This window comes from Streptomyces sp. NPDC127097, assembly GCF_042724075.1.
Classification (GTDB): domain Bacteria; phylum Actinomycetota; class Actinomycetes; order Streptomycetales; family Streptomycetaceae; genus Streptomyces.
Genome location: NZ_JBHXFI010000005.1, coordinates 176,110 through 190,598, shown reverse-complemented (window position 1 = coordinate 190,598; position 14,489 = coordinate 176,110). Strand labels below are relative to the sequence as shown.

Sequence of the window (14,489 nt, the reverse complement as noted above, 5' to 3'; positions counted from 1 at the left end):
GGCTCAGATCGCCAGGGAGAGCAGGACCGGGGCGGCCCGGCGGTTGAGGGTGTCGGCCGCCTGGCGCAGCCGGTGCGCGTGTTCGAGCGGCATGGACAGCGCGAGGCAGCCGACCGTCGCACCGGCGGTGATCGGCACCGCCGCGCAGACCGTGCCCACCGCGTACTCCTGGAGATCGAGGACGGGGACCGTGGGCGGCTGGCTGTCGAGCTTGTGGAACAGCACCTTCTCGTTGGTGATCGTCCGCGAGGTGAGCCGGGCGGTCTTGTGCCGGGAGAGGTGGTCCTTGCGGCCGTCGTGGTCGAGCTGCGCGAGCAGGCACTTGCCGACCGCGCTGGCGTGCGCCGTGCGGTGGAATTCCGCCCACTCGTTGACCTTGGGGGCCAGCGGTCCGTCGGCGTAGTGGAGGATCTTCACCTCGCCGTCGATGTACCGGCTGATGTAGACCGCCGCGCCGACCGAGTCGCGCAGCTGGTCGAGGGTGAGCTGGAGCTTGTCGCGCAGCGCCTGGTCGCGGTCGCCGCCCGAGCCGAGGAGCAGGAGCGATTCGCCGATGACGTAGGCGCCGTCGGTGACCTGCTCGACATAGCCCTCGCGCCGGAGCATCGCCAGCATGTGGCCGAGCTGGCCCGGGGGCAGCCCCGTCTCGCGGGCGATCTGCGCATCGGTCACGCCCTCGGCGTGCCTGGAGACCGTTTCGAGCACGCGAAGGGCGTACTGCACCGAATGGAACGGCGCGGTCGGCTCGGGCTTCAGCGCCACGGTGTCCCCCTAGCAGGTTGTTACCGCTTGCGTCGTGACCGCCGTCGGTGGTCACGGCCGGCGCTGGCGCGGCCGCTCCCGGGCAACGGGGCATCCCTCACGATAGCGGCCAACGGGCGTCGGGGGAGAGGGTCTTGACTGAAAAGAAGCGCGCCCTGGTCAGCTGTACTGGGGCGCACGACCTTGGCATATGCCAAGGTCACAGTGCCGGGCCCCGGGGCGGTACGCCGTGCGGTCGCCGGCCCCCGGACGAGAAGGGGTGGCGGGCCCCGGCGAGGCCCACCACCCGAACTCACTGCCTGCTGTGTGCCGTTCAGAGCACCGCGCTCAGGAACTCCCGGGTGCGCTCGTGCTCCGGCTCCGTGAAGATCTTCTCCGGGGAGCCGGATTCGATGACCCGGCCGGCGTCGAACATCAGGACGTCGTCGGAGATGTCCCGGGCGAAGTTCATCTCATGGGTGACGCAGAGCATGGTGATGTCCGTGGTGCGCGCGATGTCCCGCAGGACGTCGAGCACCCCGGCCACCAGCTCGGGGTCGAGCGCCGAGGTCACCTCGTCCAGCAGCAGCACCTGCGGGCGCATCGCCAGCGCGCGGGCGATGGCGACCCGCTGCTGCTGGCCGCCGGAGAGCTGGGTCGGGTACTTGTCGAGGTGCTCGGTCAGGCCCACCAGGTCGAGGAGCTCGCGGGCCCGCTCCTCGGCGGCGTCCTTCTCCATCCCCAGGACGTGCACCGGCGCCTCGGTGATGTTCCGCAGCACCTTCATGTTGGGGAAGAGGTTGAACTGCTGGAACACCATGCCGATGTTCTTGCGCACCTCGCGGATGTGCTTCTCCCCGGCCGGTACGAGCTTGCCGCCCTTCTCCTCGTGCGTGAGATAGGCGCCGCCGACCTTGATGGTGCCCTCGTCGGGCTTCAGCAGCGTCATCAGCAGCCGCAGAATCGTGGTCTTGCCGGAACCGGACGGGCCGATGAGGGTGACGTGCTTGCCCGAGGAGACGGTGAAGTCCAGGGAATCCAGGACGGTGTTGGTCCCGAACCGCTTGGTGACATGGTCGAAGCGGATCAGCTCGGTGCCTCCACCGGACTCCGTCCGGGAGGTGCCGTCCGCCGAATCGGTCGTTTCTTTCGAGGGGGTGCTGTCAGCGGACAAGACGACGCTCCAGGGCTCGCAGGAGGAGAGAAGTGGGGTAGGAGATGACCACGAAGAGGATGCCGACGACGGTGATCGGCTCCAGGTAGTCGAAGGTGGTGGCGCTGATGCTGTTCGCCTGGAACAGCATGTCGGCCACGGTGATGCCGGCCAGCAGCGGCGTGTCCTTGAACATCGCGATGACGTAGTTGCCGAGCGCGGGCACCACCCGGCGGAACGCCTGCGGCAGGATCACCGCGATCCAGGTGCGCCGGCGCGGCAGGTTCAGCGCCGTGGCGGCCTCCCACTGGCCGGGCGGCACACCGTCGATACCGGCGCGGTAGACCTCGGAGGTGTACGTGGAGTAGTGCAGACCCAGGCCGATGACGCCGGTGGTCAGCGGCGCGAAGGTGAGCCCCCAGCCGGGCAGCACGAAGAACAGGAAGAACAGCTGCACCAGCAGTGGGGTGTTGCGGACGAACTCGACGAAGACGCTGACCGGCCAGGTCACCCAGCGGCTCCGCGAGCGCAGGGCCATCGCCCACACCAGCCCGAGCGCGAAGGACACCAGCGAGCCGTAGAACGTCGCCTGGATGGTGATCCACAGCCCTTTGAGGATCTCGGGCATGATCTCCCAGATGTAGCTCCATGACCAGTTGTTCACGGCTTTCCTCCGGTGGCCAGTGCCTCGGGGCCTTGCTTCTCGACGGGCAGTTTGCGGGAGAACCAGCCCTCACCCTTGGGTACCGACCGGCCGACCGAAGCCTTGGCGCGGCGCTCCAGCACCCGCATGATCCGGGTCAGCACGAACGCGACGGCGAAGTACAGGACGAGGATGATTCCGTAGATCTCGGCGCTCTGTCCGGTCGACAGCCGGGCCAGCTTGGCCTGGAAGGTGAGTTCACCGATGGACAGCAGCGACGCCAGCGCGGTGCCCTTGAGCAGCTCGATCAGCAGGTTGTTGAACGGCGGCATCATCTCGGGGACGGCCTGCGGCAGGATCACCTTCCGCAGCCGCTGCCAGGGCGTGAAGCTCAGTGCGATGGCCGCCTCCCGCTGCGCGGGGGCCACCGCCTGGAGCGCGCCGCGGACGACCTCGGAGCCGTACGCGCCGTACGACAGCCCCAGCGCCAGGGTGCCCGCCCAGATGCCGACCAGCTGCCAGCCCAGCAGCGGCAGCGCGAAGAACAGCCAGAACATCAGGACCAGTGCCGATGTGCCGCGGAAGAACTCCACGTAGACACCCGACAGGAAGCGCACGATCCAGAAGCGGGAGGTGCGTGACAGGCCGATGCCGAAGGCGACGACAGCGGCCAGCGCGGCGCTGTAGACCATCAGCTGGATGGTGATCCACAGACCTTCGAAGAACAGTCCCCACAGTGCTCCGGTCACTTTTTACAGAGCTCCTTCGCCGTGAGGTCGGTCATGAACTCCTTGGTGAAGCCGTACGGCTTGGCGATACGCAGGAGTTCGCCGCTCTTCTTCATCTTCTGTAGCTCGTTGTTGAAGGCGTCGCGGAGCTTGGTCTCGCCGAGCCGGAAGCCGTAGCCGCCGCCGTCCCGTTGGGGCTTACCGTCGACCTCCGGCGTGAACGGCCGGGTCATCTCCACCTTGGGGTGCCCGCCGGTCTTCAGCGCCTCGATCATGGTCAGCGCGGTGCCGGCGAAGACGTCGATACGGCCCGCTTCCAGGGCCTCCATTCCGGCGATCTGGTCACCGTACGTCTGGATGTCACCCTTCTTGACGCCATTGCCGACCGCGTAGTCGATCTCCGCATAGCCGATACCGGAACCCATCCGGTATTTCCCCTTGGCGATGTCCGCATAGGAATGGATGTTGTCCGGGTTTCCCTTTCGTACGAGGAAGGCGTCCTTGCTCTCGTAATCCGGGTCGGAGAAGAGGACGGCCGCACAGCGGGCCTTGTTGATGAACATGCCCGCGACGATCACGTCGTACTGGAAGGAATGCAGACCCGGCACCAGGGCGCCGAATTCGACCGGCACCGGCTCGAAATTCTTGATCCCCAGCCGCCGGAAGATCGTCTTGGCGACGGCCGGGGCCTCGCCGGTCAGCTCGCCCTTGCTGTTGATCGAGGCATAGGGCGGTTCGCTGGCGATTCCCATGCGGACGGTGCCCTTTTTCCGCAGATCCTCGAGGAGATGCCCGCCGCCGGTCGCGCCCGAGACATCGACCTGGGAGCAGCCCGTGACCGTTCCCACCGCACCCGCTGCGCCGAGCGCCGCTACCCCCGCGAGCAGCGAGCGGCGGCGGATGCCGCTTGCCAATTTTCTCTTGATCATTTTGGTGTTCTCCTGTGGTGGAGCCATGGGCGCGCGGCTACCCGAACGCCTCACACATATGCCGATCGTTTCCAGCCCTTGATGGAAGTGCCTCGGACTTGTTCCGTACGCCGGTATTGCCCACCTACGATCGGGGCATGACCGATCGCTTCATCGAAGTCTCCCTGGACAAGCGCGGCGTGAGCTGCACGGCCAAGTTGCTCGACGACCGCGCGCCGATCACCTGCAATGCCGTATGGGACGCCCTCCCGCTCGGCGGCGACGTCTATCACGCCAAGTACGCCCGCAATGAGATCTACGCGCTGCTGGAGCCGTTCGCTCCCGAGGAGCCGCCGCTGGAGAATCCGACGATCACCCCGATCCCTGGCGATCTGTGCTACTTCACCTTCACCGACACCCAACTCGGCACCAAGTCCTACGGTTACGAGAGCCAGGCCGCACACCAGGGCCGCGCCACCGTCGTCGATCTCGCGCTGTTCTACGAGCGCAACAATCTACTGATCAACGGTGACGCGGGCTGGGTGCCGGGCATCGTGTGGGGAAGTGTCGTCGACGGTCTGGACCGGATGGCGGATGCCTGTCAGGACCTGTGGCGGGCCGGCGCCCTGGGCGAGACCCTCAGCTTCCGGCGGGCCTAGGGGGTGTCCGCAAAGTCCCGCCTGGCTCGCGGCGTCTGGCACGCACGCTCGCTGCGTTGTCGGGATCGCCCCGGTACACCCAGTACCGGGACGACCCTCCGCCTTGCGATCGCACGCACCAGACGCCGCGCGCCCCGCCCTACGGGCGAACGACGGGACTTTGCGGACACCCCCTAGGGGCGGGCGGCGCGGGGATCTCCGCGGTCCCCGCCTCGTAGAGGGCATGCGCGGCGCGCAGCACCAGCGCGTCCGCGTGCCGCGCGCCGACCAGCTGGACGCCGATCGGCAGCCCGTCCGCGTCCACCCCGCAGGGCAGCGTCGCGGCCGGCTGCTGGGTGAGGTTGAAGGGGTAGGTGAACGGCGTCCAGCCCGTCCAGCGGGTGTGCGCCGAGCCGGGCGGGACCTCGACGCCCGCCGCGAAGGCGGTGATCGGCACGGTCGGCGTCACCAGCAGGTCGTAGGCGCTGTGGAAGCGGCCCATGGCCTGACCGAGCGCCATCCGGGTGTCGACCGCGGCCAGATAGTCCAGCGCGCTGTAGCGGGCGCCCTGCTCGCAGATCTCCCGCAGGCCCGGGTCGAGCAGCTCCCGGTCCGCGTCGTCCAGATGCTGCACCACCCGGGCCGCGCCGCTGAACCACAGCGTGTGGAAGGCATCCACCGGGTCGGTGATGCCGGGGTCGATCTCCTCGACGACCGCGCCGAGTCCGGCGAGCGTGTCGACGGCCGACCGGACCGCCGCGGCGACCTCCGGCACCACCGGCACGTCCCAGCCGAGCGACGGACTGAACGCCACCCGCAGCCCGGAGACCGGACCGGCCAGCGCCTCCCGGAACGAGCCGGCGGCCGGACCGAGCTGGGACCAGTCCCGCCAGTCCGCCCCGCAGATCACCTCCATCATCAGCGCAGCGTCCGCCGCGTCCCGGGTCATCGGCCCGACATGCGCCAGGGTCCCGAAGGGGCTCGCCGGATAGAGCGGCACCCGCCCGTAGGTCGCCTTGAGCGCGAAGATCCCGCAGAACGACGCCGGGATCCGCACCGAGCCACCGCCGTCCGTGCCCAGGCTCAGCGGGCCCGCGCCCAGTGCCACCGCCGCCGCGCTGCCGCCGCTGGAGCCGCCCGCGGTGCGCGCCGGGTCGTACGGATTGCCCGTCACCCCGTGCCGCGGACTGTCGGTGACGCCCTTCCAGCCGAACTCCGGGGTGGTGGTCTTGCCGACGAACACCGCACCGGACTCCCGCAGCCGGGCGACCGACGGGGCGTCCTCCGGCCACGGGCCCTCGGCCCGCACCGTGCGCGACCCGCGCAGCGTCGGGGTGCCCCGGGTCAGGATCAGGTCCTTGACGGTGACCGGCACCCCGTCGACCGGCCCGGCCGGCTCCTTGGCCCGCCAGCGCTCCGCCGACTCCTTGGCGCCGGACAGCGCCTCGTCCGCGTCGATCCGGGTGAAGCAGTTCGTCGCGGCCTGCGCGGCCTCGGCGCGTTCCAGCACCGCCCGGACCGCCTCGACGGGGGAGAACTCGCCGGCCGCGTACCCGGCCGTGAGCCGGGTGGCGCCGAGGTCGGCGAGGTGGGTCGGTTCGGTGGTCATGCGTCCTCCGAGCGTTGGCCGCCCCGGGCGGGACGGCGGCGGGGGAGCGCGGCTGCCGGGGCGGGCCCGGCGGCCCGCCCGTCACTTCACCGGCACGTACCCGAGCCGCTTGTCGACGAGGTTGTCCAGCGGCTCGCCCGCCGACCACCGATCGAAGTTGTCCTGGAACTGCTCGGCGAGGGCGTCCCGCCAGCCCAGGGTGTCGCCGCTCATGTGGGGCGAGACGATCAGATGCGGGACGTCCCACAGGGGGCTGTCCGGGGTGAGCGGCTCCTCCTCGAAGACGTCCAGTGCCGCCGCCGCGATCCGCCATTCGCGCAGCGCCGCGATCAGCGCGTCCTCGACCACCAGCGGCCCGCGTCCGACGTTGATGAACCGGGCCCGCGGTGACATCCGGGCGAACGCCGCCTTGCCGAAGAGGCCGTGGGTGTCCTCGGTCAGGGGCGCCGCGCAGATCACCCAATCCGCCTGGGGCAGCAGGTCGTTCAGCGCGTCACTCGCGTGTACCAGGCCGAAGTGCGGATCGTCCGGGCGCTCCCGGCGGCCGACCAGATCGACCTTGACACCCAGTGCCAGGAGGGTGCTGCCGATGGCCCGGCCGATCGGTCCGGAGCCCACCACGACGGCCCGGCTGCCGGCCAGCCGCAGGGTCTCCCGGTGCTGCCAGCGCCGCTGCCGCTGGAGCTCCCAACTTCCGTAGAAGTCCTTGGCCATGGCGATCACGAGCCCGGCCACGTACTCTGCGATCGGCTGCTCGAAGACCCCGCGGGCGTTGGTCACCAGGGTGTCGTCGGCGACCAGTGCCGGGCACAGGAGCTGATCCACACCGGCGCTCGCGGTGTGCACCCAGCCGGGCCTGGGGCCCTTCTCCGGCCAGGCTCTGCGGATCGCATCGGAAGTGAAGTCCCAGGCCAACAGCACGTCGGCGGTGGGCAGTCGGTCGGCGAGCGAGTCCTCATCGGTGAAGATCACCCGAGCCCGGCCGGCGAGCCGGTCCAGCTTCGGCGGCGGGTCGGATCCGAGGACGAGGACGGTGCGTTCGGACATAGGCCAGAAACCGTTCTGAAACGTGAGCCCCTTTCACTGAAAAGGGGCGCCGACAGATGCCTGAGATGCGAGGATTGACCACGCTAGGAAGTCGTATCTACGGTGTCAACAACGGCTCTGTTCCGACGTCCCGGCTTGATCCGGTTGCACCTCATCCTCCGGCCACTGGCCTGGCCATTCCAGCCCTTCGTTTCTTCTAGGGGCCTTCATGGACGTCTCTTTTCTGGGTGGCCCACAGCCGCAGCTCGGCGTGGGCGTCGTCGCTCCCTTCGACTTCGCGCTCGACCGAGAGCTCTGGCGCTGGGTGCCCGACGACGTGTCCCTCCACCTCACCCGCACCCCTTTTGTGCCCGTCGAGGTCAGCCTCGACCTGGCCCGAATGGTGAGTGAGCACGAAACGCTGGACGCCGCCGTCCAGGCTCTGTGTGCGGTATCTCCGCAGGTCATCTCCTATGCCTGCACCTCCGGCAGCTTTGTCGGGGGTGTGGCGGGGGAGCGGGCCATGTGTGCCGCCATGCTCCAGGCGGGGGAGGTTCCCTCCCTCACCACCTCGGGCGCACTGATCGAAGCGCTGCGCGAGATCGGCGCGCGGCGCATCGCCGTGGTCACGCCCTACACGAAATCGGTCACCGACTCCCTGGAGGACTATCTCGGCGAGGCCGGCATCACGGTCACCGGCCGGGCCTACCTCGGGCTGACCCGGCACATCTGGAAGGTGCCGTACCGCGATGTCGTCGACATGGCCCGCGCGGCCGTCGTCGGCGCCACCGATGCCCTCTTCATCAGCTGTACGAACCTGCCGACGTACGACGTCATCCCGCAGCTGGAAGCCGAGCTGCGGATGCCGGTGCTGTCCGCCAACCAGGTCACGATGTGGGCCGCGCTGCGCGCCATCGGGGTCCAGGCGGTGGGCCCGTACCAGGCGCTGCTCGACCCGGTGGCGCGGCGCGGTCCGGCCGCGATGACCGGAACAGCGGGCGGACCCGCGGAAGGTGTGCCGGGGCCCACCCCCGAGGCGGCCTTCGCCGGGCCCCCCGCCCCGCCGGAGGGGGAGCCCCTCGACGGCCTTGAGCCGCCGCCGTATCCACCCGATGACACGGGTGGTCTGCCCCCGGTTTGAGGCCGGTCCGAACCCGACCTCCACCTCGGATGCTGCCGGCGTCGTCCCTGTCGCCGGCAGCGCTCCTTCCCCGCGTCACCGCATCACCGGTGAGCGCACCCGCACCCACGAACACCCCCGCAGCCGTACACGCAAGGGAGAACTGCATGGCATCGGTCGGCTTCCTCTACCCCGGCCACTCCGCGGAGGACGACTACCCCCGGCTCGAATCGCTCCTGGGCGGCACGGTCCGCCTGCCGCTCGTCCACACCGACATCGGCGAGGACGCCCACCGCGTCGACGCCCTGCTGGAGATGGGCTCCGCCGGGCGGCTGGCGGCCGGCGTCGACGAGCTCAAGGAGCGCGGCGCCGAGGCCGTCGTCTGGGCCTGTACGAGCGCCAGCTTCGTCTTCGGCTGGGAGGGCGCCCACGAACAGGTCAGGGAGCTGTCCGCGACCGCCGGCCTGCCCGCCTCCAGTACGTCGTTCGCCTTCGCCCATGCCGTCCAGACGCTCGGCGCCCGGCGGGTCGCGATCGCCGCCACCTACCCCGACGACGTGGCCGAGCGCTTCCACGCCTTCCTGAAGTCCGCCGGGGCGGAGGTCGTCTCGACCCGCGGCAGCGGCATCATCACCGCCGCCGAGGTCGGCACCTGGGGCGTCGAGGAGGTGCTGGCGCTCGCCCGCGCCGGTGACCATCCGGACGCCGAGGTGGTGCTGCTGCCCGACACGGCGCTGCACACCGCCGAACATCTGCCGGCCCTCGAAGCGGAGCTGCGCAAGCCGGTGCTCACCGCCAATCAGGTGACGGCCTGGGAGGGGCTCCGGCTGCTCGACCGGATGATCAACTGTCCGGCGCTCGGCACCCTCTTCTCGCGGACCGCGCACTCCTAGGAGGCGCCCGGGGCCCCGGACGAGTCAGGTCCGGCGGCCCCGCCGACCACGGTGCGGCGCCGGGTATCTGACCCGGGAATAAGTGGAGAACCTCTCCGGTTGTCCTCCTCGGCAGACCACCGACGCGAGGAGGACCCGCACCGTGAGCGGCGAAGACGAGGAGATCCGGGCCGGCGGCGAGACGGCCGGCGACGGGATACGGGGCACCGCCCGGGGCACCGCACCCGTCCCGCTGTCGGTGCTCGACCTGGTGACGGTCGGGGCCGGCAGCACCGCCTCCCGCGCGGTGCGCACGGCCGTCGACATCGCCCGTACGGCCGAACGCCGGGGCTTCCACCGCTACTGGGTCGCCGAGCACCACTCCATGCCCGGCGTCGCCTCGTCCTCGCCCGCGGTGCTGCTCGCCCACCTCGCCGCCCACACCGAGCGCATCCGCCTCGGCTCCGGCGGCGTCATGCTGCCCAACCACGCCCCGCTGGTGATCGCCGAGCAGTTCGGCACCCTGGAGGCGATGGCCCCCGGCCGGATCGACCTGGGCCTGGGCCGCGCGCCCGGCACCGACGGGGCCACCGCCGCGGCCCTGCGCAGGACCGAGCGTCTCCACGAAGGGGCGGACGAATTCCCCGCGCAGCTGGCCGAGTTGACCCGCTTCCTGGACGACTCCTTCCCCGACGGCCATCCGTACGCCAAGATCCACGCCGTCCCCGGCCCGGTCCAGGCCACCTCGCCGGGCGGGGTCCAGGACCCGCACCGCCCGCCCCTGTGGCTGCTGGGCTCCTCCGGCTTCAGCGCCCGGCTGGCCGGCACCCTCGGCCTGCCGTTCGCCTTCGCGCACCACTTCTCCGCGGCCAACACCCTCCCCGCGCTGGACCTCTACCGCGCCTCCTTCCGCCCCTCCGAGGCGCTGGCGGAGCCGTACGCCCTGATCGGGGTCGCGGCGCTGGCCGCCGACGAGGAGCGGGAGGCCCGCCGCCAGGTCATGACCGGCGCGCTGTCCATGGTCCGGCTGCGCACCGGCCGCCCCGGTCTCGTCCCGAGCCCGGAGGAGGCCGAGGCGTACCGCTTCAACGAGTTGGAGCGGGGCTTCGTCGACAGCTGGCTCGGCAATGTCATCCACGGCACCCCGGACGCCGTCCGCCACGGCCTGGACGATCTCGCCAAGCGCACCGGCGCCGACGAGTTGATGATCACCGCCAACGCGCATGGCGGCGCGGCCCGGCTGCGCTCGTACGAGCTGATCGCCGATGCGTATGGCCTGCCGGCCTAGGGTGTTCGTACGTGGTGGTTGCGGCCGGTGGTGATTCCGCCGGACCCTCGCCGTGGGGGTGGCGCGCCGTCGCGGCGGGATTCTCTTCCGGTGCGGGCGGAACGTTGTTCCACCCGCACCGGGCGCGCGTCGGAGCCCGCCCGCACCGGGCCGCGTCCGGGCCCGCCCGCGTCGGTGAGCCGTGGTCCCCTCAGGCTCCCGTGTGCCGGCCCGCGTCGAGGAGGGCGGCGACGCGGTCGGGGGCGACGGGGCGGGAGTAGAGCCAGCCCTGGCCGGTGTCGCAGCCGATCCGGCGGAGCCGTTCGGCCTGCTCGGCGCTCTCCACGCACTCGGCGGTGACCGTGAGGCCGAGCCGGTGTGCCAGCGCCACCAGCGCCTCCACGATCATCTCGTCCGCCGGGTTGGGATGCTCCTGCGAGCGGAAGCCGCGGACGAAGGACCCGTCCAGCTTCAGTACGGAGACCGGGAGGCGGCTGAGGTAGGCGAGGTTGGAGTAGCCGGTGCCGAAGTCGTCGATGGCGATCCGTACGCCCATGTCGCTCAGCGCCTGGAGGGCCTGGAGCGGGCGGCCGGCCGAGCCCATCACCGCCGACTCGGTCAGCTCCAGCTGGAGCAGCTCCGGCGGCAGCCCGGTCTCGGCGAGAATCCCGGCGACATCCGCCACCAGGTCGGAGTCCCACACCTGACGTACGGCCACATTGACGCTGACGAAGAGCGGCTCGCCGGGGTGGGCCAGCTGCCAGGCGCGCGCCTGATAGCAGGCCCGCTCCAGCACCCAGCGGCCCAGCTCGACGATCGCGCCGTTCTCCTCCGCCAGGGCGATGAACCGATTCGGCGACAGCGTCCCGAACTGCGGATGCCGCCAGCGCACCAGCGCCTCCACCCCCTGCGCCCGGCCGTCGCCCAGCCCGACCAGCGGCTGGTACTCCAGGGTGAATTCGCCGCGGTCCACGGCCGGCCGCAGGGTGCTGGAGAGCGCCTGCCGGGTCATCCGGTGGGCGTTGCGCTCCGGGTCGAAGAGCGTCCAGCGGGCCTTGCCGTCCTCCTTGGCCCAGTACAGCGTGGTGTCCGCGGCCTGCATCAGGCCGGTCGCGGTGGTGCCGGTGGCGGTCCGCTCCACGACGCCGATGCTCGCCGAGACCGACAGCCGCTGCCCGGCCAGGTCGAACGGGCGCTGAAGCGCGTCCAGCACACACTGGGCCAGCTCGGCGAGCTGATCGGTGCCGGTGGAGTCCTCCACCAAAAGAGCGAACTCGTCACCGCCGAGCCGGGCGACCAGGTGCCCGCCACGGCCCGGCCCGCGCTCCGCCGCCGCCTCCGCGCAGCGCGTCAGCCGCTGCGCCACCGCGCTCAGCAGCCGGTCGCCGACGCGGTGCCCGAGGGTGTCGTTGACGGCCTTGAAGCCGTCCAGGTCGAGGTAGCAGAGCCCGATGCGGCCGGTGCCGGACGGCGCGAAGGAGGCCGTTTCCAGGGCGGCGGCGAGCCGCTCGAAGAACAGTGCCCGGTTGGGCAGCCGGGTCACCGGGTCGTGCATCTGGAGGTGCCGCAGCCGGGCCAGCAGATCGTGCCGGTCGCTGATGTCCGCCACCGACAGCAGCATCCGCTCCTCGCCGCTGAGCGGCTCCGGGGTGAGCGGCTCGACGGTCACCTCCACCCAGACGGAGTGCCCTTCGGGGTGTTTGAGGCGGCGGGTGCAGTGCATCCGGTCGCTGCGGCCGCACAGCACCTCGCGGTAGGCGGTCCACACCCGTGGGTCGGCGCCGAGGTCGGTCAGGTCCGCCGCGGTGGCGGCGACCAGCCCGTCCGGGGCGGTGCCGACCAGCTCGCCGAAGGCCGGGTTGGCGGCGAGGACCAGGCCGTCGCGGTTGAGGACGGCCATCGCCACCCGCGCCGCGTAGAAGGTGGCGCGGTAGTCGCCGAGCGAGGCGGCGGTGTCGTCGCCGGGCCCGCTCGGGGCCGGCCGGGCCTCGGTGGATTCTTTGGTCGTGTCCTCACGCTCCGTCACTGAGGGGAGCGTCGCTCCGGGCGTGCGGCCCGGGCTGTCGGGGTGTCCGCTCACTGCTCGCTCCCGCGTGGCGCTGTCTCGTGATGGAGGGGGGTCTCGCGCTGGAAAGTGTGGCGATCATAGAGGCTGGCACGACGGCCGATCCAGCGACGCAGCCGTGATCGCCCGCCCGCGTGACGGAACTTCAGCCATTTCTGCCCGGCTCTGTTCGTACGGATTGCCCCCTTGGTCGTTTGTGACTTTCCGTTACGGGAGGGCCAAGACGCGCCGGTCACCCGTCTGGGCCGTCAAAACAGGACGAATAGCATTAAATCGCCACAGGGTAGATGAGGTCTCCGAATCCGTCCCTGGAGGTATGTGTGCCGCGCGCCCAGACGCTCGACGGGGTGGAGCGCCGCAGCCTGCGGCGCGTCGCGGCCGTCGCCACCTCTCTGAGCGCGCTCATCGCGACCTCCATCGTCGCCGGACCCGCCACCGCCTCCGAGGCCGTGCTCCCGTGCGCCCTGGGACGCACCGACGCGCACCACTCCGAGGGCGTCGACAGCTGGAACGGCTCCTATCCGCGCCCGGACCGCCCGCTCAACGCCGTGATGATCTATCTGTCCTTCCCGGACGCCCGGCCCCTCTCGGCGCCGCAGGAGCTGTCCCGCGCCTACTTCCCCGCCACCTCCGGCTTCTTCGACCGCGCCTCCTACGGGAAGTTCCGGCTGCGCCCGCACATCCACCGCCACTGGGTGCGGATGCCGCGCGCGTCCGCCGCCTACGGGATACGGCGCGACTGGGACGCCGGCCGGCGCTCGTCCTACCTGCACGACGCGGTCACCGCCGCCGATCCGTCCATCGACTTCAGCCGCTACGACGTGGTCTATTTCGTCGCCGACCCGGACGCCCCCGGCGTCGACTCGGACGCCACCAAGGTCGTCAACCTCGACCGGCCGATGCACGCCGACGACCACGACCTGCGCCGCTTCGTCACCGTCTTCGAGCAGAGCCCGCCGGACCGCAATGTCCTCGCCCACGAGACCGGGCACGTCTTCGACCTGCCGGACCTCTACCACCGGCCGGAGGACGGCAAGGGCGACTGGGACACCTACGTCGGCGACTGGGACCTCATGGGCAGCCAGTTCGGACTGGCGCCCGACCCGTTCGCCTGGCACAAGTGGAAGCTCGGCTGGATCGCCGACAGCCAGGTTGACTGCGTCGCGCTGACCGGACCCGCCATGCACTCCCTGCGGCCCCTGTCCGCCCCCAAGGAGCCCCGCGCCCAGCGCCGCCCTCGGCTGCTGGTGGTCCGTACGGGCCCCGACAGCGCACTCGCCATCGAGGCACGCGGTGCCAGGGGCAATGACCGCGCCCTGTGCACCGAGGGCGTCCTGGTCTACCGCGTGCACAGCCGGACGGCCTCCGGGTCGGGCCCGGTGCAGGTGCTCGACGGGCATCCGGCCACCTCGGCCTGCTGGGGCACCTCGGTCTATCCGCCGCTCGCGGACGCGCCGCTGGGGGTGGGGGAGAGCCTGGACGACGCCGAGGACGGCGTCCGCATCCAGGTCGAGGGCCGGATGGCCGACGGGGACTGGGCGGTGAAGGTGAACCGCGGCTGACCGTGCCGTCCACCGCAATGACGAAGGCCCCCACCGGAGTGAGGGCCTTCGACCGTCTGTGCGCCGCCAGGGACTCGAACCCCGGACCCGCTGATTAAGAGTCAGCTGCTCTAACCAACTGAGCTAGCGGCGCCTGCTGACGGGGAAAACATTAGCA

General features: G+C 70.9%; 13 protein-coding genes and 1 tRNA gene. 5 read left to right on the top strand and 9 right to left on the bottom strand.

Annotated features, from left to right (window positions below; translation table 11 throughout):
- Positions 1 to 3 precede the first annotated feature (3 nt).
- The 5 genes from ACFWJW_RS07320 to ehuB form a co-directional block, all read right to left on the bottom strand.
- A complete protein-coding gene (locus ACFWJW_RS07320) occupies positions 4 to 762 on the bottom strand; it encodes an IclR family transcriptional regulator (protein WP_387236228.1) in 759 nt (252 codons plus the stop codon).
- A gap of 313 nt (positions 763 to 1,075) precedes the next feature.
- The gene (gene ehuA, locus ACFWJW_RS07315; protein WP_387236225.1) at positions 1,076 to 1,915 is read right to left on the bottom strand and encodes an ectoine/hydroxyectoine ABC transporter ATP-binding protein EhuA; all 840 of its coding nucleotides are present in this window, start codon (positions 1,913 to 1,915) and stop codon (positions 1,076 to 1,078) included.
- On the bottom strand, positions 1,905 to 2,522 hold the full coding sequence (gene ehuD, locus ACFWJW_RS07310) for an ectoine/hydroxyectoine ABC transporter permease subunit EhuD (protein ID WP_042155561.1): 618 nt from the start codon (positions 2,520 to 2,522) through the stop codon (positions 1,905 to 1,907). Before ehuD ends, ehuA begins: the two co-directional genes overlap by 11 nt.
- A 32-nt stretch (positions 2,523 to 2,554) precedes the next feature.
- Positions 2,555 to 3,286 (bottom strand): ectoine/hydroxyectoine ABC transporter permease subunit EhuC, encoded by a 732-nt coding sequence (gene ehuC, locus ACFWJW_RS07305; protein WP_386689594.1) that lies wholly within the window; start codon positions 3,284 to 3,286, stop codon positions 2,555 to 2,557.
- Positions 3,283 to 4,221 carry an ectoine/hydroxyectoine ABC transporter substrate-binding protein EhuB gene (ehuB, locus tag ACFWJW_RS07300; RefSeq protein ID WP_387236222.1) on the bottom strand — a complete coding sequence of 313 codons (939 nt, stop codon included), beginning with the start codon at positions 4,219 to 4,221 and terminating at the stop codon, positions 3,283 to 3,285. Before ehuB ends, ehuC begins: the two co-directional genes overlap by 4 nt.
- A 110-nt stretch (positions 4,222 to 4,331) precedes the next feature.
- Between ehuB and ACFWJW_RS07295 the strand changes: the two genes are divergently transcribed.
- The gene (locus ACFWJW_RS07295) at positions 4,332 to 4,832 is read left to right on the top strand and encodes a DUF3830 family protein (protein WP_330317767.1); all 501 of its coding nucleotides are present in this window, start codon (positions 4,332 to 4,334) and stop codon (positions 4,830 to 4,832) included.
- A gap of 139 nt (positions 4,833 to 4,971) precedes the next feature.
- On the opposite strand, the gene ACFWJW_RS07290 is transcribed toward ACFWJW_RS07295, so the two are convergent.
- Positions 4,972 to 6,420: an amidase gene (locus ACFWJW_RS07290; RefSeq protein WP_387236217.1), complete on the bottom strand. Its 1,449-nt coding sequence runs from the start codon at positions 6,418 to 6,420 to the stop codon at positions 4,972 to 4,974.
- A gap of 81 nt (positions 6,421 to 6,501) precedes the next feature.
- Positions 6,502 to 7,467 carry a D-2-hydroxyacid dehydrogenase gene (locus ACFWJW_RS07285; RefSeq protein ID WP_387236214.1) on the bottom strand — a complete coding sequence of 322 codons (966 nt, stop codon included), beginning with the start codon at positions 7,465 to 7,467 and terminating at the stop codon, positions 6,502 to 6,504.
- 208 nt (positions 7,468 to 7,675) lie between these two features.
- Here ACFWJW_RS07285 and ACFWJW_RS07280 point away from each other — a divergent pair, with 208 nt between their 5' ends.
- The 3 genes from ACFWJW_RS07280 to ACFWJW_RS07270 all read left to right on the top strand — a co-directional run bounded on the left by ACFWJW_RS07280 (position 7,676) and on the right by ACFWJW_RS07270 (position 10,726).
- Complete coding sequence (locus ACFWJW_RS07280; protein ID WP_387236211.1) at positions 7,676 to 8,587, top strand: decarboxylase; 912 nt, start codon at positions 7,676 to 7,678, stop codon at positions 8,585 to 8,587.
- Positions 8,588 to 8,733: 146 nt separating this feature from the next.
- Complete coding sequence (locus tag ACFWJW_RS07275; RefSeq protein ID WP_387236208.1) at positions 8,734 to 9,459, top strand: decarboxylase; 726 nt, start codon at positions 8,734 to 8,736, stop codon at positions 9,457 to 9,459.
- Positions 9,460 to 9,601: 142 nt separating this feature from the next.
- Positions 9,602 to 10,726 (top strand): LLM class flavin-dependent oxidoreductase, encoded by a 1,125-nt coding sequence (locus ACFWJW_RS07270; protein ID WP_387236205.1) that lies wholly within the window; start codon positions 9,602 to 9,604, stop codon positions 10,724 to 10,726.
- Between the two features lie 190 nt (positions 10,727 to 10,916).
- Here ACFWJW_RS07270 and ACFWJW_RS07265 read toward each other — a convergent pair whose 3' ends face one another.
- Positions 10,917 to 12,731: a putative bifunctional diguanylate cyclase/phosphodiesterase gene (locus ACFWJW_RS07265; protein ID WP_387236202.1), complete on the bottom strand. Its 1,815-nt coding sequence runs from the start codon at positions 12,729 to 12,731 to the stop codon at positions 10,917 to 10,919.
- Between the two features lie 359 nt (positions 12,732 to 13,090).
- On the opposite strand from ACFWJW_RS07265, the gene ACFWJW_RS07260 reads away from it, so the two are divergent.
- Positions 13,091 to 14,332: a M6 family metalloprotease domain-containing protein gene (locus ACFWJW_RS07260; protein WP_387236200.1), complete on the top strand. Its 1,242-nt coding sequence runs from the start codon at positions 13,091 to 13,093 to the stop codon at positions 14,330 to 14,332.
- A 59-nt stretch (positions 14,333 to 14,391) separates the two neighbouring features.
- On the opposite strand, the gene ACFWJW_RS07255 is transcribed toward ACFWJW_RS07260, so the two are convergent.
- Positions 14,392 to 14,465, bottom strand: a tRNA-Lys gene (locus ACFWJW_RS07255).
- Positions 14,466 to 14,489: the final 24 nt, after the last annotated feature.